We start from the raw sequence: 19,765 nt of genomic DNA on the forward strand, positions 1-19,765 counted from the left end.
AAGGAGATCTGCGTGACCATCACCTGCCAGGCCGCCGTCCTGCCGGCCCCCGGCCAGCCCCTGGAGATCCGCGACATCCAGCTCACCGAGCCTCAGCCCGGCGAGGTCCTGGTGCGCACCGCCGCCGCCGGGATCTGCGGCACCGATCTCCACTTCGCCCTCGGCGCGTTCCCCTACCCCACCCCCACCGTGCTCGGACACGAGGCCAGCGGCACCGTCGCAGCCGTCGGCGCGGGCGTCACCACCGTGGCCCCCGGGGACCGGGTCATCGTCTGCGACCAGACGTTCTGCGGCCAGTGCGCCGCCTGCCTCAGCGGCGCGATGGTCTACTGCACCGACCCATCGGCCAAACAGCGCCAGCACCAGCGGATGCGGCTGGGCGGCAAGCCGATCCGCCAGTACCTGGGCGTCTCGGCCTTCGCCGAACTCATGGTCGTCGACGCACACGCCCTCGTCCCGCTGCCCGGCGGCATCTCGTTCGAGGCCGCAGCGCTGCTCTCGTGCTGTCTGACCACCGGACTGGCCACCGTCTTCAACGTCAACCGGCCCGCTCCGGGCTCCACCGTCGCCGTCATCGGCACCGGCGGTGTCGGCCTGGGCGCCATCCAGGGCGCACGGATCGCCGGGGCCTCCCGCATCATCGCGGTCGACGAACACCAGCACCGCCTTGCCATAGCCCAGGAGCTCGGCGCCACCGACACGGTGCTCGCCAGCGTGGCCACGGCCGCCGACATCAAGGAACTCACCGGCATCGGCGTGGATCACGCGATCGAAGCCGTCGGCTCGATCGACACCGCCGAGCAGGCTTTCCACTGCCTCGCCCCGGGCGGGCGGGCCACCATCATCGGCATGGTGCCGGCCGACACCGACATCAGCGTGCCCGGCCGCCTCCTTCGCGCAGGCCGTTCCCTTTCCGGCACCGTGATGGGCTCCGTACGGACCCAGGCCGACATCCCCCGCTACGCCGACATGCTGCTGCGCGGCGTGCTGCACGCCGAGCCGCTGATCACCTCGACACGGCCCTTGAAGGGCATCAACGACGCGCTCGGGGACGCCGCGGAGCGTGCCGGCGTGCGCGCGCTGATCCGGTTCTAGGCCACGAATGCCGCCTGGACCTCGTCGAAGTGACTCGTCCACCACTCCAAGAACAGCGAAGCCGAGAGGAACAGGTGATCACACGAGTGATCGCCGCGGTCGTAATGGAACTCCAGGTGCCAGTAGTCGCACATCCGCTTCCACCACAGGCGCAGCACCGCGTCCGTGAGGTCCTCATCGGTCAGAGGGCGCACGGACCGGTAGCCGTGGACGAAGACGGTCACCCGGGCCAGGTCCAAGTCACCCTGCTCGCGTCCAAAGAGCAGGGTCGCCGAGCGGGCAACCTCCTCAACGAACGAGCCGACCCTGATCCGGTCCCAGTCCAGCACCGCGCTGATCCGGCCCTCGTGCCACTTCACGTTCAGGTGCTGGAAGTCTCCGTGCCGCCAGCCGAACGGACCGAGCGGCTTGTCGCTGGTCGGCCGCTGGCCGGCGTACTTGTCGAGGAGCACCAGGCGCTGCTGCACAAAGCCAGTCACCTCCCGGGCGAAACCGCTGCCGTCTGCCGCAGCCAGCGCCAGGAAGCGCTCCGCCTCGGAGCGCGCCTTCTCCAGGCTGGCCACCGAGGCGGTCAGGCCAGCGGGCTTCACCGGCAGCAGCTCCTGCCCGACCTCATTGAGAGCCCCGTGGATGCGGCCGAGCACGGCGCCGAGCGCGTACACCTGCTCCTCGGTCAGGTCGGTCCCGGCGATGTGCTCGCCCTCCACCCACGGGAACAGGGCGTAGCCGCGGTCATCGGTCTCAAAGACGAACTCCCCGGCCATCGTCGGCGTGGCCGTGGCAGCCGGCACACCCGCCTTCGCAAGCGCGGCCACGACCGCCAGGTTGCGCCGTGCCAGGGGCAGCGAGACGTCAAGGATCTGTTTGAGCGCGAAATCGCCACGCGCCGTGGAGACGCGCCAGTTGCGATTCATCAGGCCCTCGGTCAAGTAGCGCACCTCGTGGACCTGGCCCAGGCCGTACGCCTTTACCAGGAGCGCAAGGTCAGTGGACACGTCCGGTGCAGATGCCTCAGAAGTCACACCGGCAGGCTACCGATCTCCTCGACCTCCTGCGGCAGGTACAGCGAACGCAGCCAGTGGACAACGCCTGTGCCTGAACAGTCCTCCCTCCGAGTCAATCACCTACTGCACCGTGCCAAAGCTCACTCCTGCCACTCCCATCGCTGGCTGTTGGCGGCAAAGGCCCTCGCCGTCCTGATCGATCACAGCTCCGTACCCGCCCGCAACTCCAAGGAAGGCCATGCCCATGCCTCGGCACATCACGGTCGTCAGCAGCAACTTTGAACTCAACGGCAATGGTGACCACGCGACGTGGCTGGCCATGCAGCAGCGGTTGGCCGGGCTGCGCCCGACGATCCTGTGCCGTCAGGAGACCTTCGGCTATGCCCCAACAGGGCGCGGATCCACCCTGTTCGGCGAGTCCAAGAGCATCACGAAGCTCGTCGGCGACCTCGGCCCGGGCAAGCACGCCACCGCCCTGTACTACGACCCCGAGGTATTTGAACAGATCACTCTGTGGGACACCGAGTGGCCCGGCTGGCTCCTGCACCCCACCGCCATGACCCTCCGAGTGTGCGGTACACGGGACGTCGACATGGTGGTGGGCTGCGCCCACCTGTCCTACAACTCACCCACCAAGCGGTGGACCGAGGCCGAGGACCTGACGCGGTTCGCCGACCGCGTCGAGACCTACGAGAGTGAACACGGCCCGAGGAAGCGGAAGCTCCCCGTGCTCGCGCTCGGCATGGACACCAACAGCTATGTCGACCCCGACCGACTGGTTCCCGGCGAGCTGGCGATTCCCCGGCTGGAGGAGATCAAGGACCCGCCACACCGGGCACACCGCAGCTACGAGACCGCATCCGGAGAGCGGGTGATGGACTCTCGTCCGGACCGGATCCTGCTGACCGCCGGGCTGGAGGACGTCGCCCGGCACGCCGCACTGCTGCCCGGCGGTCCCGGTCTGGCGGCTGTCGCGCCGACCGTCGACGAGTGCGACACGCACGGACCGGCCCACCGCGTGGACCGCGTCTGCACCACCGACTGGCTGTTGCCCGCCGTGGTGCACGTCGAGGTCGCCGACATGAAGGGCCTGAGCGATCACCACACGGTAGTGGTGACGTACGACCTCGACATGGTCGTCGATCTCTACCGTGCCCGCTTCGCTCTCACTGCCTGATCCATGTCTCCGCCAGAGCTGTCCGGCCCTGGTCCGCCAGTTCCGTCCGCGCCCCCCGTCGCGGGCGGAGCTGGCCCCCTTCGTCAAGCCTGCCGTCCAACCTCACCGGAACCTCCTGACAGCGAAAACTCATGCCCCTAGCCTGCGAAAACCTCGACAACCTGTCCGCCGATCCACCCCATCCAGCGGCACCGGCCGCCGGTGCACCGGTCCTCTTGGAAGAGGAGGACCTGAGCATCCTGCGTCTGATCGCCGCCGGTCGGCGGCGCATCGACATCGCCGACGTCACCTTCAGCAGCACGACCAAGACCGACACGCGAAGGCGGCGACTGTGCCACGTGCTCGCGGCGGACAACAGCGAGCACCTCGCTGCCCTCGGCACCGTGTACGGTCTGGTCACGCGCGACCACCTGCCCGGAGCGCCCAGCACACCGCCCCACGTGGACGAGGACGATCAGCAGGTCCTCGATCTGATCGTCGCCGGGCTGAACGGACCGCGTATCGCGGCCCGGCTCCAGTGTGACGTCGCCCCAGTACTCACCAGCGTTACGCGGCTGGCCTTCGCGTTGCGCGCGGACAACCGGTGCCAACTCGCCGCTCACGCCGTGCTGGTGGAGGCGGTGACCTGCTACGCCGTCTCTCCGCGCTTTCCCTCCAGTCCGTTGTCCGGCCTGCCTCCGTTCCACATGACCGCTACGGGCACCGGCATCCTCCTGCCCGCCACGCCTCCGCAGCCGTCGGCGGTATCCGCACGCCGAAGCCCTGCCAGCAGCCCGGCTGTCCCGGCACCCGGCCCGACCGAATCAGACCGAAACGTGCAGAAGGACGCGGCGCCGATCCCGCCGGAGTTGGCCACCTGGATCAACAATCACATAGGACGCCACCAGGCATGGGCACTGCCCAACGACGTTTCCGGTGCCCGCTCTTGGCGGATGTCCTCGCCGGAAGGGATCATCGAGCTGCGGATTCCCCGGACCCACGGCGACCTCCAGCGCGAGGTGACCGCATACCGGCACGCCATCAGTCGGCTTGACGCCGGACTTGCGCCACGCATGGTCGGGTTCGACCCCAGACTGCGGGCGCTGCTGACGCGTGAGCCACGCGGCGAACGCGTGGACGACACTCCGGACAAGGGCCTTCACCTGAAGGAATCCGTCCACGAGCAGGCCGGGCAGCTGCTGCGCAGACTGCACGAGAGCACACTCGGGGCTGGCGACCGGCAGGCTCAGGCCGCCGCGAACACCCTGCGGTACATCGACCACATCGACCGGGTGCTGGAACGGATCGATTCTCCGGTGCTGGCCGGACGTCGTGCGGTCATCCGGCGCCGCCTGGCCGTCCTGCGGGAGGCGCTGTCGCAGCTGCCGTTCGCTTTCTGCCACGGGTCGTTCGGATCCGGGGCCTGGCGGTGGCAGCGTCCCACACGGTCCTTGGCCCTGACCGGGTTCACTCGCTCGCAACTGCTGGCCACCGTGGTCGATTTCGCCCGGCCGTCGCTGCTGTGGACCGACCGGCCCGCTCTGCAGGACGCCTTCGCCCGAGGATACGGCCGGCCCCTGGATGAACTGGAGCGATTCTGGCTCGGCGACTTCGCCCTCCTGGCCGCCCTTGAGGACCTGTGGCACGCGATCCGCCTGGACGACGCTGAAGCGCGCCTGCACCTCGCCGATGCCGTGTGTGCGGCCGCGGACCGGCTGCCCGGCCAACCGTAACCCCACCTTGCCCCCCGAACGTCGTCCGTTTCAGAGAAAGCGTTGTTGACTATGCCAGGGCCCCCTCTGTGGCCTCACCAACAAGAAGCCGTTGACGCCTTGGTCATGGCGTGCGGCGACGCCGAACGCGCCACTGCCGTCATGGCGTGCGGTACCGGGAAAACACGAACCGCGGCGGCCACTGTCGGAGCTCTGGCCGAACGGTCAGCGGTCAACCGCGTCCTGATCGTCGTGCCCTTCCTGGAACTGATCACTCAGACGCTCCGGGAATGGCGGGACGTCCTCGGTCACACCGGACTGGGCCGGGTCGTCGCGGTGTGCTCCGACAAGGACGTCCTGCGTGATCATCAACCGGAACTGCACGCGCAGCACGCTGCCGTGACAACCAGCGCCGCAGACCTCGCCCGCCTGACCGCCGGGCCGGGCCGCGTCACGGTCGCGGCCACCTACGCCAGCCTGCCGGTGATCGCCTCAGCCCATGATGCGCACCGCGTGCCCATGTGGGACCTGATCATCGCTGACGAGGCTCACCGCAGTGCCGGCCGGGCGGACAAGGCATCCGGCATGATCCACAGCAACGTCTTCATCCCCGCCGCGCGCCGGCTATACCTGACGGCCACCCCGAAGATCATCACCGGGGCGAGCGAAGACGCCGTCAGCATGGACGACACCAAGATCTACGGCGAGGTGGCCTACCGCCTGGGATTCTCCCGCGCGATCGCCCTGGGGCTGCTGGCCGACTACCGCATCATCGTGCCGGTCGTCACGGACGAACAGGTGCGCGCCGCTGCCAGCAGCCAGGAAGGCGACTTCTACCAGAGCGGGCGCACCGCGATATCGCCCGCAGTACTCGCCACGCAGATCGCCCTCCTGCGCGCCGCCCACACGTACGGGCTGCGCAGGATGATCACGTTCCACAATCGGGTCGACTCGGCGCGCTGGTTCGCCGACACGCTGCCGCACGCCGTCGCGCACCTGGAACCGCCGGAGCGTCCCGCGAACCTGTCGGTCGGCCACGTCCACGGCCAGCAGCCCCTGGCCGGACGTCGGCAGACCCTCGACCAGATGCGCACCGAGGACAGCTCGCTCATAGTGATCACCAACGCGAAGTGCCTCGGCGAAGGCATCGACGTGCCGGCCGTGGACTCCATCGCCTTCGTCGACAACCGCGGCTCGGCCATTGACTGCATCCAGGCCGTCGGCCGTGCCCTGCGGCGTAGCCGCCACCCCGGGCCCAAGACCGCGTCCGTCATCGTGCCCGTCCTCCTCCGGCCCGGCGAGGACCCCGAAACCGCCCTGGACACCTCCGCATACGCTCCCGTGTGGCAGGTGGTGCGGGCCCTGTGCGCGCACGACGACGGCCTCAGCCATCGCCTGGCCCAGACGCGACAGGCACTCGGGACCCGCCGCGCAGGAGCGGACCGCGACAGCCACGACCACGACCCCGCGGCGGAGACTGCTGGCGAGGGGGATCTCCTAGGGATGCCGGAGTGGCTGAGGATCGACGGGGTTCCTGTCCCGCCCGGGTTCGCCGACGCGATCACGGTGCAGACCGTGCGCACCTCCACCAGCTCCTGGGACGAGTACTACGGCGCCGCCGTCGCCTACCAGCAGTCCCAGGGCAACGCCGACATCCCCGTCGACTGGAGCACCCCTGCGGGGCTACGGCTGGGAGCTTGGTGGACCAAACAGCGCGTCGCCTACAACAGCGGGAGCCTGGACCCACAGCGTCGGGCTTTGCTGGAGAAGCTCGGCATCGTCTGGGACCAGCAACGCGCGTCCTGGACGGCCACCTTCGAGGAGGTCAAGCGCCTCGCTGAGGAACAGGGCCACTTCGTTTTCGACGAGAGCGTCCTCACCCCCCACGGCGTGGTCGTCCTGCACTGGTGCAAAAACCAGCGCACCCAGCGCCGCAAGGGCAAAGTCTCGGATACGCGCATCGCGCAGCTGGATGCGATCGGCTTCCCCTGGGACGGTGCACAGGACCGGTGGATGCGCCGCTACCGCGAACTGAAGACGGTCTACGACCGCCGCGGGAGCCTGCTGCGCCTTCCGGCGGGCGATCCGGAGGCTGTCTGGCTGGAGAACCAGCGCGTCGCCCAGCGCGGCGGCCGGCTCGCACCGTGGCAGATCAAGCTGATGAAGGCCGTCGGCATCGACTTCACCGACCGACGAGACGCCGCCTGGCGCAACACCTACGACACGCTCAAGATCTTTCACGCCGAACACGGTCATTGGGCTGTCCCCCATGACCTCACCATTACCGACGGCGTCAAGGTCGCCTCGTGGCTGAAGAGCCAGCGCAGCGCCAGGCGCAAAGGCACCCTGTCTTCCGAGCACGAGAAGCTGCTCGATGCCATTGGCTTCCCCTGGGACCCCGCCCAGGAGCGCTGGGACACCCGCTGCGCCGAACTCGCACGGTTCCGCACCGCCCACGGCCACCTCAACGTGCGTGGCCCCGGTGTGCTGTACGCCTGGCTCTACCAGCAGCGCAAGAAATTCCGGCAGGGGAAGCTCCCAGCCGCTGCGCAGCGGCGACTGGCACGAATCGATCCCCTCTGGCACGACGCGGAGCACCACCGTGAGTAGTCCGCCAGCAGATCACCAGGAGCGACGGCGGTGCCTCCTGGCTCTCCGTGCCGTCCCTGCTCGCCGGCCATCAGCAGTCCGCCGCCGCGAACCCGCTGGATGGGCCACCCGCCACCCCGGCCCCGCTGCACCGATCGCCGTCCCGGACCAGCACGAAGGAGCTCCCTTGACAATCAACAGCGGCACGCTGTGCGTGGCGTCCTGGAACAAGGAGCACAACGCCCGCGGCGACGGCGGCCTGTCGAACCGCATCCTGGCCGCATACAAGCCGCACATCGTGTTCCGACAGGAGCTGACCGGCGCCTGGGAGCACGGCAAGCGCGACCTCTTCGCGGAGGCGGAGGCGCTCGGAGGGCTGTTCCCCTTCATGGCCGAGCCGAGCGAGGGCCGCAGCCGCAATCCGACCGGGGTGATAGTTGATCCCCGTGTCTTCCAGATCAAAGCCCACACCGATCACGACCTTCCGTGGAAACGGATCTGCCATGTGCAAGTCCGCCTGCGAGGCTGCCCCAAGCTGATCGACCTGGCGTCGGGCCATCTGTGCCACTTCGATCCCTCCCTGCGTGCGACGGAGGCCCGCAGGCTCACCACGCTCGCTGACCACGGCCGCACCGCCCTGATCGGCATGGACGCCAACAGCTACCCCCACCGCACAGCGGACGAGACCGCCGAACTCCTCGACTGGGCCCAGGTCGAAGACCCCGTTCACTTCCAGCACCGCACCATCGAACGGGACGGCAAACGAGTCTCCGACACCCAGCCGAGCGAGATCCTCACCGGCGGCCCGAAAGCGGTCTTCACCGACTTCGCCCACCACGCGGGCACCGTCCTGAAGCAGAAGGACGCCCTGGCCGCCACCGCCAGCCTGCGACGCACGGACCAAGGCCCCCCGCAGCGCATCGACTGGATCCTCGGTACCCCCGACTGGAATCAAGCGCTCCTGCGCGTCGAGGTCATCAACACCAAAGACGTACGACGGGTGACCGACCACGCTCTCCTCATCGCCCACTTCAGCCTCCCTGCGGTGCAGCAGATGCTGAGCACCGCCGCATGACCGGGACGAAGCATGGCAAAGAGGCCCGGCAACACCGCACGATCTGGGCACGGGCGCCCCTACCGCCGCCTCTTACACAAACCGCGCTCCCCGCGGACGCCGCCCTAGTCCGACGATGCGCCCCGTCCCGGTGGGCCACGGGGGCATCGGTTCGCGGCGATTCGGCCACGGCCGACGCCCCCGCCGGTCCCGCAACACGGGGGTGCGCGACCTACATGCCCCGGGATTACACGGCACGGATGCGACTCAAACACGCGTGTTCGAAAGCGGTGGCCGGCTCGTTGTCCCGGTCATCATCAGTCATCCCCAATCCGGCCTACGGGCCGCGCTGTTGGTGATGCGTGCTGGTAGCCGCCGTCCGCGCCGCCACCGGCACGCTTCTCGCTCTCTCGTCCGGTCAACCTAAGGAGACTCCATGAATCCCACCCTCGGCACCGCCCATCCTCTCCCTGGACAGCCCGGGGTCGTCCGGGCGACTGCTGCTCGATCCCTGGTGACGATGCGCGACAGCGCCTCGGCCGGCATCGCGGATACGTCACGCCCGGAACCGAGGTGGGGGGCATGAGCGTCACCGCTCCGATTCCACCCGCGCTGCGGGAATGGGCCCAGGGCATCGTCGGCCCCGTGTCCGAACGCAACGTCTCCCACGACCGCCCCAACTCCCGTGTGTGGGAACTGACCTATGACACCGGTCGGGCCTTCGCGAAGTTGTCCCCGAACCCGACGTCCTTTGGTCGAGAGACGCGCGCCCTGCGCGAAGTGGCACCCGGTCTGGAACCAGGCACCGTCCCCTTGCTTAGGGGAGCCGACGCGCACCAGCAGGCGCTGCTCCTCTCACTCGTCCCCGGCCTCCCAGTGAAGTCGCTCTCCCTCGCCCCCGGCGGCGAGCGCGCACTGCACCGCCACGCCGGAAACTGGCTGCGGCGCTTCCACGGCGGCCCCGGCGACCTATCGGTCCAGGACCGCAAGGACGCCGCCACCGAGATCACCCGGGCCGCCGCCGGTGCCGACAAGCACCTGGAACGGGCCGGGGATCTGATCAGCGCTGAGGAACAGCGAACTGTCCGGCAGCACGCCACCGAACTCGGCCGGATCGGGCCACTGCCCGCCGCATACATCCACGGCGACTTCCAGGCCCGCAACTGGCTGCTGGATACCAGCCGCGTGCCCAGCGTGTTCGGGGCTGTGGACCTTGAACGGGCCCGCCCGCACGCCGCAGTCGCCGACGTCGTCCTTCTCGCCTGCGGCCCCTGGGTCGGGCGCCCCGACCTGGAGCAGGCGTTCTGGAACGGGTACGGCCGCGGACTTACCAGCGAGGAGGAACGAGCACTGCGCTGCCTGTCCGCGCTGGACGCGGCGAGCGCCATCTCCTGGGGCGTACCCAACGGAGACCACGAGATCGTCGAGCGCGGGCGGGCGACGCTGGCCCGGCTGGAGGTGCCGACCGCGTGAGCGATCTGTACACGAGTCCGGTGAACGTGATGGTTCTCCTGGTACGCGCTGACGGCCGAGTCCTGGCGGTGCGGCACAACGCGACGTCCAAGACCTCTCCGAATCAAGTCACGATCGTCGGAGGCAAGTTGGAGGCTGGCGAGTTCGTGGACGAGGGGGCACAGCGTGAGCTCGCCGAAGAAACTGGTGTCCGCGTCGCGCCCGAGGACCTGGAGTTCTGCCAGCTGGTGCACTACCTGGACACGGATGGTGTGCGGGTGATCGGGACAGTGTTCACGGCACAGCGCTGGCAGGGCGAGGCTCACAACGCCGAGCCCGGCAAGCATGACGCAGTCTTGTGGATCGATCCCGGAAGCCCGCCCCCGGACTGCCACCCCTATACCCGGGAGGTCCTGGGAAGTTTCACCGTCGGGCGGCTGTACACCACCCTCACCGTGACGGCGAACGGGCGCGCGTCATGACGCAGCCGACCGTGCCTGCGCAGGGCTCCCGGCCCGCGACCGACGCCGCAGGGAAGACGGTTACGCCGCCTGCGCCCGCGGAGATCAAGTACACCGGGCAGTACTCGGTCAACCCCATGGACGGGGTGTCGTTCCGCGCGTTGTGTGCCCGGATCCCGTCGGTGATGAAACGGATCGCGGGCATGTCGTGGGCGGTCGACCGGGCGGCGATCGTCCTGCTGCTGGTCTGCCAGATGACGGTCGGCCTCGCGGCGGCCGGACAGCTGACCGCCACGTCGCAGGTCATGCGCTCGCTCCTCGGGGACGGCAGTGTGCAGGAGCGGCTGCACCAGGCGCTGCCGGCGCTGATCCTCGTCGCGGTGATGGCCTCCTTGTCGCGTACCGCGAGTGCGGTCTCGGCCTACGGTGACCGGCGCATCACACCGAAGCTGACCACGGAGGCCGACACGACGCTGGTCTCCTCGGTGTGCCGGGTGGAGGCCGCCGCCCACAGCGAGGACGGGTTCCACGACCGGCAGGAAGCCGCCGAGATGGGCGTGATCCGCACCCACGTGATGGTCGCCGACGCCCAGCAGCTGATGTCCTCGCTGATCCAGCTGGTCACAGCGTGCGGGGTCCTGGCAGTGCTGGACTGGCGGCTGCTGCCGTTCCTGTTGCTGGCCGTCCTCCCGGCTGGCGTCGGCTCGGTGCTCACCGCGCGCGTGGACTACGAGATCCACTACGCGAACATCGCCAACCGCAACGCCCGGGGGATGATGCGCTGGTGGGCGACGAGCCCGAAGTACGGGGACGAGGTCCGCGCCAACTCGATGGCCAGCTACCTGCTGTACTGGTACCGGACCCTGTCGCAGCAGGCGGACGAGCGCTCACTGGCCGCGGCTCCTCGAATCTTGCGGATCAGCCTGGGGTCGGCGGCGTGCGGCGGGCTGTTCCTGGTGGCCACCTGGGCGGCACTGTACTGGCTGGCGGCCACCAGCCAGATCGCGGTGGCGATCGCCGCGACCGCGGTCTTCGCCGTGCGGACAACCCTGGGCGCGCTGACCCAGCTGGTCCGCAGCGCCGCCGCGGTCTTCCACACCAGCCTCTACCTCGGCGACATGACTACCTTCCTCGATGAAGCCCAGGAAAAGGCCCCACACCGCGGCGAGTTGACCGTTCAGGCGCCAATCGACGAGGTCCGTGTGCAGGAGGCGGTGTACCGCTACCCGGGCAAGGACAAGCCGGCCGTCGACGGGGTATCGCTGACCCTGCGGCGCGGGCAGATCCTGGCGCTGGTCGGAGTCAACGGCTCCGGCAAGACCACCCTGACCCGCCTGCTCGCCGGGATCCTCCTGGCCGACAAGGGCACGGTGACCTGGAACGGAACCGACCTCGCCAAAGTGGACCCGGACATCGTGTGGGCGCTAACCGGCCTGGTCCCACAGGTCTTCGCGCAGTGGCCGCTACGGCTGCGGGAGAACGTCAACCTCGGCCAGCCCCGTCCCGGCGGCGACGTGCCGGTGTGGGAGGCGATCGAGGCCGTCGGACTGCGCGAGGCGGTCGAGGACCTGCCCGACCAGCTCGACACCCTGCTGGCGCGGGAGATCTTCAGCGGGGTGGAACTGTCCGGCGGACAGTGGCAGCGGGTCGCGTGCGCCCGAGGTCTGCACCGGCTCCCGGAGCTGCTGATCATGGACGAGCCGACCTCCCAGGTCGACCCGGAAGGCGAGCACCGGGCGTTCGAGACGCTCAAAGCCATGGCGGCGGACCGCATCACGATCGTGGTGACGCACCGGCTGGAGAACACCAAGATCGCTGACGAGATCGTCGTGATGGAGGAGGGCCGGATCACCGAGCACGGCACCTACGAGAACCTCGCCGCTGGCGGCGGAACCTTCGCGCGGCTTCTCGCCCTGTCACAAGACCGCTGACCGCCCGGGTGCCGCCCCGTCATGCGGCGGAGCGGCACCCGCTTTCGCACCCATCTCGGATTTCCCCTTCCCGAAGGAACTGTGATGACGACCGAACGACGTGAGCCAGACGCCGGGCAGCTGCAGCCGGGCTTCGTCTGGTCGAAGCTGACGGGGAGGACGACGCGATGACGCCCGAGGAGACCAACACCGAGACGTGGACCGCCTACGGCCGCCACCATCTCCAGCGCGGTACACCACTGGCGGAGGTGGTGCAGATCGACTGGGGCCCCGGAGGCACCGGGCCGGGTACCGCGATCCTCGGTGACCTCGAAGGCCGGCGGGTGCTGGACCTCGGGTGCGGGCCTGCCCGGCACGCCGCCCACCTCGCCCGCGACCACGGCGCACTCGTGGACGCCGTCGATTCCTCACCCACGCAGATCGAACGCGCCCACGCCCGTTACGACGCGCTGCCTGGTCTGAACGTGGTGCTCGCGGACGCCGTCGAGCACCTGCACGCCGCAGCCCCGTACGACGTGGTCTACTCCGTCCACTCCGTTCCCTACATCGACCCGCACCGGCTGCTGCCCGCCCTGAGCGCGGCGCTCAAACCTGGCGGCAGGCTGTGCTTCACCGTCCTGCACACCAACTCCCACGGCGATGGCCCCTCCACCGCGCTCGTCCCGCGGCCAGAAACCTTGCGTCTGGCCGACGGCCCGGAACTGACCGTCCAGATGTGGGTCCTCACGCCCGAACTGTGGGAGGACCTGCTGGTCCAGAACGGGCTGAGGGTGGAGACCATCACCATCCTCGACGCCCCGGAAGAGGACAACCACGCCTCCTACCGGCTCTTCCAGGTCCGCCGCCCCGTACGCGTCACGTCCCGCCCGCGCACCACCCGACCCCCCATAGCACACGCGGCACTCGGCGTCGGCATCATCCTTTCCGGGCCGGACGGTGTACTACTGGGCCGGCATCTCCGGCGCACGGTCGAGTTAACCTGGTGGCCTAGTCGACGACCGCGAGGCGCCCGCCGACGCCGCGCGCCGTGAACTCGCCGAAGAAACCGGCCTAACGGCCACCTGGCTGTACCCACTCGGCAGCGTCGCCACCGCTCGTGGCGCCAGCACAGAAACCTCCCACCTCTTCCTTGCCCACGGATGTATTGAAGGTCCCGCGTCACCAGATGCCGGCGAGTCGATCCGTACACGGTGGGCCCTGTGGCACGAGCTGGCAGAAATCGACCTCATGACAACCGCAGTGAATTCGTCGGCACTGGCTGACGCGGCCTCGTTGGCCGCTGTACAGAAGGCCGGTGCCCGATTGCGTGCCGTCGGCGGCGTCCTGCCCGCCCGCGACGCCGGTGTCATGCGAGCCGCATGGGCGGCCTACACCGTAGTGGGGGCCCGCGACCCCATTGCCGACGAACGGCTGAGCCTGGTCTGGCTGGACCTGACCCTCGGCCACTACCCCCAAGGCGCCGCCATCGTGGCCGAGTTGGAGGCAGCCGCAGGCAGCAGCGACGCCGACACGACATGGGAGCAGGCCGCCGAGCAACTCCTGACCCTGGCCCGGCCAGGACGTCCCGCCGCGTAGCCGACGCTGACGCGTCTCTTTGGCGGGCGCCCGCAGGATCCGCTTACTCCTTCAGTACTGCGCAGGACTCGGCAAATGCACCAGCACAGTCAGCCTGGTGATCTGGCCCGACGCGCGGTGGCCGCCGGATCCCTTCGGCCCACCGCACGATGGTGATCTCACGTCCGCAGCCTCTGGAGACAACAGCGGAACGACCGTCTCGTTCGCGTACGGCGCGTGTCGTACAACGGCTACCTCCCACGCGGTGGCGGCGCTGGCCCCTGGATCTATGGGTATCCGGTTGTGGAGGCGAACGAGATCGAGGAAATGCTCGAACTCGCTGAAAATGCGCGGATGATCTGCGAGTTCATCGTCTGACGTACATCAGCCGTGTGCGTGCCTGTTGGCCCACGCAAGGGCATGACGGTCGTTTCGGCGTGAGCCGTCAGAAGCCGCTTCGCCGGCCGCGTCGCCAAGCCCAGAACGCACCGATAGCGGCCACTCCCAGAGCCCCGAAGGCAGCGCCGGTACCTCCGGGCGCGCCAGCGGCCTTTGACGCGGCAAGGGCTCCGGAGACGACAAGGAGGTACGGCAGGAAGAAGAGGACGGCACGGCCGCGACGGATGGGATCCATGGGTCAAGTATCCCTATTTGTCGGCTACTTGGCCAGGGCGATTCTTCGCGCCCGCCGGTTGATGGTCCGCACCGCCTCCTCGCCGTCTGGGAATTCGACGTCGTGGAGAAACGTGACCATGTAGGGGGCTGATTCGGCTGCTTCGGTGGGTTGAAGTCGACGCCAGCAGCCGAGTGCGTTGCCGACGGCGCGAACGGTGGTGCTGTGCTGGGGCCCGAGGTGGAGGTGCCACGCCCGAGCCATGAAGACCCAACTCTTCAGGCCGTATTGGAAGTCGTGGCTGAGCCAGGCGATGTCAGCGCGTACGAGGCCGACCGCCAGGGTGTAGAGGTGGTTCGGGCCGAATTGGGCGGACAGCTCTGCGAGTAGTTGATCGGCGGCGCGGCCGGCTTCGGCGAAGAGGTTGTGGTTGGCGGTGGCGCAGATGGTGGCGAGCCGTCCGCGGTAGGGCTCGGGCAGTGGTTCGTATGGCCGGTCGGGCGGCACGGGGTCCACGGCGTGGGACTGCGGGGGCGACAGATGCGTCGGCGAAGCCGCTGCCTGCGGCAGGCTTGGTGCTGCGGTGACCGGAGCGTTGCGGTCCAAGGGGTGGCTGGTGCCGTCGGTGTTGATCTGGATCGCGGTCGTGTACTGCGCTTGCTCGTCCTGGATCACTGCGCGGACCGGCATTTCCAGTGCCGCAGCCTCCAGTTGGAGGTGTGCCAGGACAGCGTCGTTGAGCGGGACGCCTGGCGGCGGCGTGAAGTACTCCTCGTCAATGAAGCAGATCCCGTCGGGTGTAATCCGAATCTGCACCGCGTCTGGAGAGGCGTCGCTCACTGCTGGTCCACCTGCTTGTCCGGGAGGAGGGGAATGGTGCTGATTCCGCCGGCGCTCGGGAAGCTCGGTTCGGCCCATCCGCGATACCGCAGACGCCATGCGCCGTCTGTGAGCTCTTTCCGCGAGACGATGGCGATCTTGCCTTGGAGTGGGTAGTCGTCCCCTACGTCGTTGCTGGCCACCTGGTCGTTGCCCAGGTAGAGGGCGACGTGTCCCGCCGCGCTGCCGGTGTCGTAGAACAGCAGCGCTCCGGGGGGCGGTGACATGTCGCCCGGGTGCGCGAGTCCGGCGTCGACGAGCCGGTACCAGTGCATGTTGGCTGTTGCGGACCCGGACGAGCCCCAACCGTAGGCCTGGGCTACGAAGTTGTCGCACATCCGGTACCAGCCGGTCTTGCCCGCTTCGTTCCGGGCGCTCGCGATCGCCTGTGCGGCGGTCCGGGGGTTCTTGACCTTGAACGTTGCCTTGGGGTCCTTGCCGCCGGTGGCGGCTGGGTCGTCACAGCCCGTGCTGATCGAGGTGACGGCATGATCCCCCCAGGTTTTGGCGACGAGCGAGCCGGCTGCGGACTCCCACTTGGCGTACTCGTTGCGGTACTTATCGGCGGGTCGCTGGATACTCGCGGCGACCTTGGTGAGGGCCTTCTGCTGCCAGTTGTCGATCTCGACGAGGTGGTCGTAGAACTGCCCGGATGCGTAGACCGGGTCGGTGAGTTCACTGATGGAGCCCCAGCCTTGGGAGGGCCGTTGCTGGAAGAGCCCCACGCTGTCCGAGTGGCCGTGATGCAGGTTGTTGAGGGTGCTTTCCTGCATGGCAACAGCCACGGCGATGACCGCGGCACGAGGCGAAAGGTGCCGGGTACGGGCCACGTTGGTGATGGTGCCGGCGTTGCGCACCTGCCGAGGAGTCCACTTGGCACTGTTCTGTGCGCCTTCGGGATGCAGCGGAACCGTCACCTGGGCGGCGCCTGCGTCCTGTTCGCCGTCGAACTCCGGTTCCTCGCCTCCCGCGCCGGCTCCGCTTTCCCCGTCGCCGACTGACTGAAGGCCGCTCTGGCAGGTGTTGGCGTTGGCCTGGGTCGTGGCACCGCTGACCGCGAGCACGCAGAGAGAGAGCACCGAGACACCTGCCGCGGTGACGCCTATGGCGGCCTTGCCGAGCCCGTTCATCCCCACCTCAGTCAATAAACATATGTAGATGACAGAAGGTCACTGAACAGCAAGGGTGACGGAACGACCACCCATTCCGCTGGCTCCACATGGGCATCCGAGGGTGGTCCGTCCAGTGAAGGGCATCGATGGGCCGCCGATCGTCGCACGGCTGCCGAGATGACAGAGGCGGCGCCCCTGCACCTCAAAGCGCGTCCGATGGATAGCAGAAAAGCGTATTTGAGCTGCAACTACGCGAGCTCGCTCCGGACCCGTTCAGGTCAGGGTGGAGGCCGTCGATTCGGGTCGAACGACAGGAAGGGGATGCGCGCTCCCTGTCATTCCGGGCGCCTCGCGATCGGGTCTCTCAAACTGTAAACGCTTGTTGTCAAGTTTGCATGTATGTACCTTTCACCGTCACGGCCCGGTTCCGGGTCGACCTCCGCGACGAGGGTGGAAGGGAGTCGGGGGATGCCCGTTTCACAACATCTGGTGGATCTCGCAGCGAGCGGTGACATCGGCACCCTCGTAAACGGGCTGTCCCCGGACTGGGGCCCGTTCGGGCAGCTGGGCACCACGGGGCGAACCGTGATCCAAGCCCTGATGGCCGGCGTCGTTCTCGTCCTGCTGGGGCGCGCGATCCTCGGCGCAGTACACCTCAAGGTCGGCGAGGGCCAGCACGACGTAGCCCAGGTCAGCAAGGGCAAGAAAGAGATCGCCGGGAGCCTGGTCGGAGCCTTCGTCGTCGCCTCGATAGGGACGATCTTCACCATCGTGTACGGGATGGGCATCTGAGATGGCCCGCCAGAGCGCCCCGCGGAAGGGCACCCGAGTTCTGGTCGACGAGACGCCGACGGATGCGACCGGAGGGAAGCCCTGGTGGCGGGGGATGGCCGTCACCGGAGTGATCTTCCTCGCGGTGCTTGTCCTCGCCGTGTTCATAAGTCTGTCCGGCGGCAGCAGCGGATCCGATTCCGACAGCTCGTCGGACGGCCAGAGTCAGACCGCCCCGGCGAAGCAGAACGGCACTGGAGGAGACACCAAGAGCACAGCCAAGAAGCTGGTCAGCGGTGTCCCGGTGGGCTATTCCCACAACCAGGCCGGTGCCGTGCAGGCCGCGGTGAACTACCAGTTGGCCCGGTCGTCCGCCGCGTATTTCACCGATGAGAAGGTCCGCCACCAGACCCTCACCGCGATGATGACCAGCCAGGCGCTGGACCGGCAGATCCGCAACGACGACACCGGGATGCAGCAGGTCCTCACATCCCTGGGCCTCACCAGCGGCAGCGAGGACGAACTAGTCGCACGCGGTGCGGCGATGGGCACCCGGGTCACCACGTACACCGATCAGGTGGCCACCGTCGAGGTGTGGATGACCGGCCTCGTCGGCGTCACGGACAACAACGCTCCGATGCCCGTCTCCGCGTCGTGGACCACGTACACGCTGACGCTGCAGTGGCAGTCCGGTGACTGGAAGCTGTCCGCGATCACGTCCGTCAACGGTCCGACCCCCTTGGACGCCGGAAGCGACAGCCCCACCAGCGTCGACGAGTTCCGCACGGCAGATCGGGAGTTCAATGCACCCCCGTATGTCGGCTGAAGCCCAGCAGCGGGTGCGGACCCGGCTCGTCTGGATCACCGGCCTGACCGCCACCCTCAGCATCATGCTCGCCCCGGGCCAGGCCCAGGCGAACGACTTCTCCGACTGGTCCTGCAAGAACATCCCATTCGCGGACAAGGTCTGCAACGTCGTCGAGAAGACGAACCAGGCGATCGACTTCGCGAGCGACCCCATGGGGTACATCGCCCAATTCTTCAACAACGCCGTGACCAGCATCTTCACCCAGATGATGAAGGCCTTGGGCTCGACCACGCGGATCGACTGGCAAGACCCCGGATTCCTCCGCACCTACACCATGGCCTTCGCCGCCTCCACGGTGCTCACCGTGATCCTGTGGCTGGTCGCCGTGGCCAAGAGGGCGATTCAGGGAGTTCCGCCGCTCCAGGCGCTCGGGGAGTCGATCGGTTTCCTCCTCATGTCGGTACTGGTCTCCGCCTTCGCGCCGCTGGCGGTCGCCTACACCGTGCGAGTCTTCGACGAGGCCGCGGAGGCGATGCTCAAGCCGGTGGCGGGAGACGCCGCCGACATGGTCGTCACCGTCACGACGGCGATGCTCGCGCTGATGCAGATCCCCGGCGGCGCGATCATCGTGATCTTCTTCTCCCTGGCGCTGCTGTCGGCCGTGGCCGGCGTGTGGCTGGAGCTCATCGTCCGCAACGCGCTGATCCTGTCGGGATTGGTCTTCGGACCGACCGTGTTCAGCGGACTGGTCGACCGTGACCTGTGGGGGCACACCAAACGCTGGTGCGGCGTGATGGCCGCGATCATCGCCTCGAAGTACGTCACCTTCACCGTCCTCGCGCTCGCCACGGGCACGCTCGCCTCCGACTCCCCGAATCCCAGCCTGGCGCAGTCCTTCGCCACGGTCTTCACCGCGCTCGCGCTGCTGTTCCTCGCCCTCTACATGCCCTTCCAGCTCTCGAAGTTCTTGCCTGCTTTCGGGGACGAGGTGCGCGACATGTACGCGGCCCGCGACGACCTCAAGGGCCGGGCCAAGAACGTTGGCAGCCAGGTGGGCGACTCCTACGGAGAACTCAAGTCGCGCATGGGCGGCGGCGGTGGTGACGGCGGCGGATCCGGCGGCGACGGCGACGGCGGGGAGGCCGAGGCTGCGGCCGGCGATGCCCTGAGCGGTGGAGGCGGCGAGGAGGCCGCCGAGGCGGGGGCGGCCGAGGGCACAGCTGCTGCGACCGGTGTGGGTGCGGCGGCCGTGGCCGCGAAGGAGGGGGTCGACGAGACCAAGGACGAGGCCGAAGCCGCAGTGGAGCGCGGTGTCGACGGGGCAACCGCCGGTCTCGACTCCGATGGTTCCTCGGGTGCTTCGTCGGCGGGCGCCGACTCCGACAGCGGGGGCGGTCACACCTCCGGCGGGGCTCCCGGAAGCGCTCCCGATGCCGCAGCCCTGGACAGCGTGACGGCCGGTGGGGGGTCGGTGGATGAGGAAGGCCCGCAGTCCTGGCCGACGGAGCCCCCGGACGAGCCGGAACCGCCCCCGCCGTACGAGGAGATGCGCTGATGCCCGTCCCGTCGCACGC

At 68.5% G+C, this 19,765-nt stretch carries 17 protein-coding genes and 1 pseudogene; 15 read left to right on the forward strand and 3 right to left on the reverse strand.

What is annotated here, in order from left to right:
- Window positions 1-12 precede the first annotated feature (12 nt).
- Window positions 13-1,095, forward strand: a complete 1,083-nt coding sequence (locus AB0D34_RS12175; RefSeq protein WP_362660374.1) for a zinc-binding dehydrogenase — start codon at window positions 13-15, stop codon at window positions 1,093-1,095.
- On the opposite strand, the gene AB0D34_RS12180 is transcribed toward AB0D34_RS12175, so the two are convergent.
- Window positions 1,092-2,024, reverse strand: a complete 933-nt coding sequence (locus AB0D34_RS12180; RefSeq protein ID WP_362660377.1) for a phosphotransferase — start codon at window positions 2,022-2,024, stop codon at window positions 1,092-1,094. The two genes, AB0D34_RS12175 and AB0D34_RS12180, sit on opposite strands and share 4 nt — an antisense overlap.
- A 319-nt stretch (window positions 2,025-2,343) precedes the next feature.
- On the opposite strand from AB0D34_RS12180, the gene AB0D34_RS12185 reads away from it, so the two are divergent.
- The 11 genes and pseudogenes from AB0D34_RS12185 (at window position 2,344) to AB0D34_RS12235 (ending at window position 14,386) form a co-directional block, all read left to right on the forward strand.
- The gene (locus AB0D34_RS12185) at window positions 2,344-3,276 is read left to right on the forward strand and encodes a hypothetical protein (RefSeq protein ID WP_362660380.1); all 933 of its coding nucleotides are present in this window, start codon (window positions 2,344-2,346) and stop codon (window positions 3,274-3,276) included.
- Window positions 3,277-3,491: 215 nt separating this feature from the next.
- Window positions 3,492-4,988, forward strand: a complete 1,497-nt coding sequence (locus AB0D34_RS12190; protein WP_362660383.1) for a hypothetical protein — start codon at window positions 3,492-3,494, stop codon at window positions 4,986-4,988.
- Between the two features lie 51 nt (window positions 4,989-5,039).
- Entirely contained in the window at window positions 5,040-7,577 is a 2,538-nt protein-coding gene (locus AB0D34_RS12195; protein ID WP_362660385.1) for a Helicase associated domain protein, read from the forward strand.
- A gap of 166 nt (window positions 7,578-7,743) precedes the next feature.
- Window positions 7,744-8,631, forward strand: coding sequence for an endonuclease/exonuclease/phosphatase family protein (locus tag AB0D34_RS12200; RefSeq protein WP_362660388.1), 888 nt, complete (start codon window positions 7,744-7,746; stop codon window positions 8,629-8,631).
- Between the two features lie 561 nt (window positions 8,632-9,192).
- Window positions 9,193-10,083, forward strand: coding sequence for an aminoglycoside phosphotransferase family protein (locus tag AB0D34_RS12205; RefSeq protein WP_362660390.1), 891 nt, complete (start codon window positions 9,193-9,195; stop codon window positions 10,081-10,083).
- Complete coding sequence (locus AB0D34_RS12210; protein ID WP_362660393.1) at window positions 10,080-10,544, forward strand: NUDIX domain-containing protein; 465 nt, start codon at window positions 10,080-10,082, stop codon at window positions 10,542-10,544. The genes AB0D34_RS12205 and AB0D34_RS12210 overlap by 4 nt, the downstream gene beginning before the upstream one ends.
- A 116-nt stretch (window positions 10,545-10,660) precedes the next feature.
- Complete coding sequence (locus AB0D34_RS12215) at window positions 10,661-12,454, forward strand: ABC transporter ATP-binding protein (RefSeq protein WP_362661005.1); 1,794 nt, start codon at window positions 10,661-10,663, stop codon at window positions 12,452-12,454.
- 167 nt (window positions 12,455-12,621) lie between these two features.
- Window positions 12,622-13,485 (forward strand): class I SAM-dependent methyltransferase, encoded by an 864-nt coding sequence (locus AB0D34_RS12220; protein ID WP_362660396.1) that lies wholly within the window; start codon window positions 12,622-12,624, stop codon window positions 13,483-13,485.
- A gap of 7 nt (window positions 13,486-13,492) precedes the next feature.
- Window positions 13,493-13,615: pseudogene (locus AB0D34_RS12225) on the forward strand (NUDIX hydrolase); the annotation flags it as partial.
- Between the two features lie 66 nt (window positions 13,616-13,681).
- Entirely contained in the window at window positions 13,682-14,029 is a 348-nt protein-coding gene (locus AB0D34_RS12230) for a hypothetical protein (RefSeq protein ID WP_362660399.1), read from the forward strand.
- 216 nt (window positions 14,030-14,245) lie between these two features.
- A complete protein-coding gene (locus tag AB0D34_RS12235; RefSeq protein ID WP_362660402.1) occupies window positions 14,246-14,386 on the forward strand; it encodes a hypothetical protein in 141 nt (46 codons plus the stop codon).
- 280 nt (window positions 14,387-14,666) lie between these two features.
- Here AB0D34_RS12235 and AB0D34_RS12240 read toward each other — a convergent pair whose 3' ends face one another.
- A complete protein-coding gene (locus AB0D34_RS12240; RefSeq protein WP_362660405.1) occupies window positions 14,667-15,437 on the reverse strand; it encodes a hypothetical protein in 771 nt (256 codons plus the stop codon).
- Between the two features lie 20 nt (window positions 15,438-15,457).
- Window positions 15,458-16,636 (reverse strand): hypothetical protein, encoded by a 1,179-nt coding sequence (locus AB0D34_RS12245; protein ID WP_362661007.1) that lies wholly within the window; start codon window positions 16,634-16,636, stop codon window positions 15,458-15,460.
- Window positions 16,637-17,080: 444 nt separating this feature from the next.
- On the opposite strand from AB0D34_RS12245, the gene AB0D34_RS12250 reads away from it, so the two are divergent.
- Genes AB0D34_RS12250 through AB0D34_RS12260 form a run of 3 tightly spaced genes read left to right on the forward strand, consistent with a single transcriptional unit; the run spans window position 17,081 to window position 19,746 of the window.
- A complete protein-coding gene (locus AB0D34_RS12250; protein WP_262505522.1) occupies window positions 17,081-17,404 on the forward strand; it encodes a hypothetical protein in 324 nt (107 codons plus the stop codon).
- 1 nt (window position 17,405) lies between these two features.
- Window positions 17,406-18,209: a hypothetical protein gene (locus AB0D34_RS12255; protein ID WP_362660408.1), complete on the forward strand. Its 804-nt coding sequence runs from the start codon at window positions 17,406-17,408 to the stop codon at window positions 18,207-18,209.
- Window positions 18,199-19,746, forward strand: a complete 1,548-nt coding sequence (locus AB0D34_RS12260) for a hypothetical protein (RefSeq protein WP_362660411.1) — start codon at window positions 18,199-18,201, stop codon at window positions 19,744-19,746. The genes AB0D34_RS12255 and AB0D34_RS12260 overlap by 11 nt, the downstream gene beginning before the upstream one ends.
- The last annotated feature ends 19 nt before the right edge of the window (window positions 19,747-19,765 follow it).

The sequence above is a fragment of the Streptomyces sp. NPDC048420 genome (genome assembly GCF_040651535.1).
Lineage (GTDB): Bacteria > Actinomycetota > Actinomycetes > Streptomycetales > Streptomycetaceae > Streptomyces.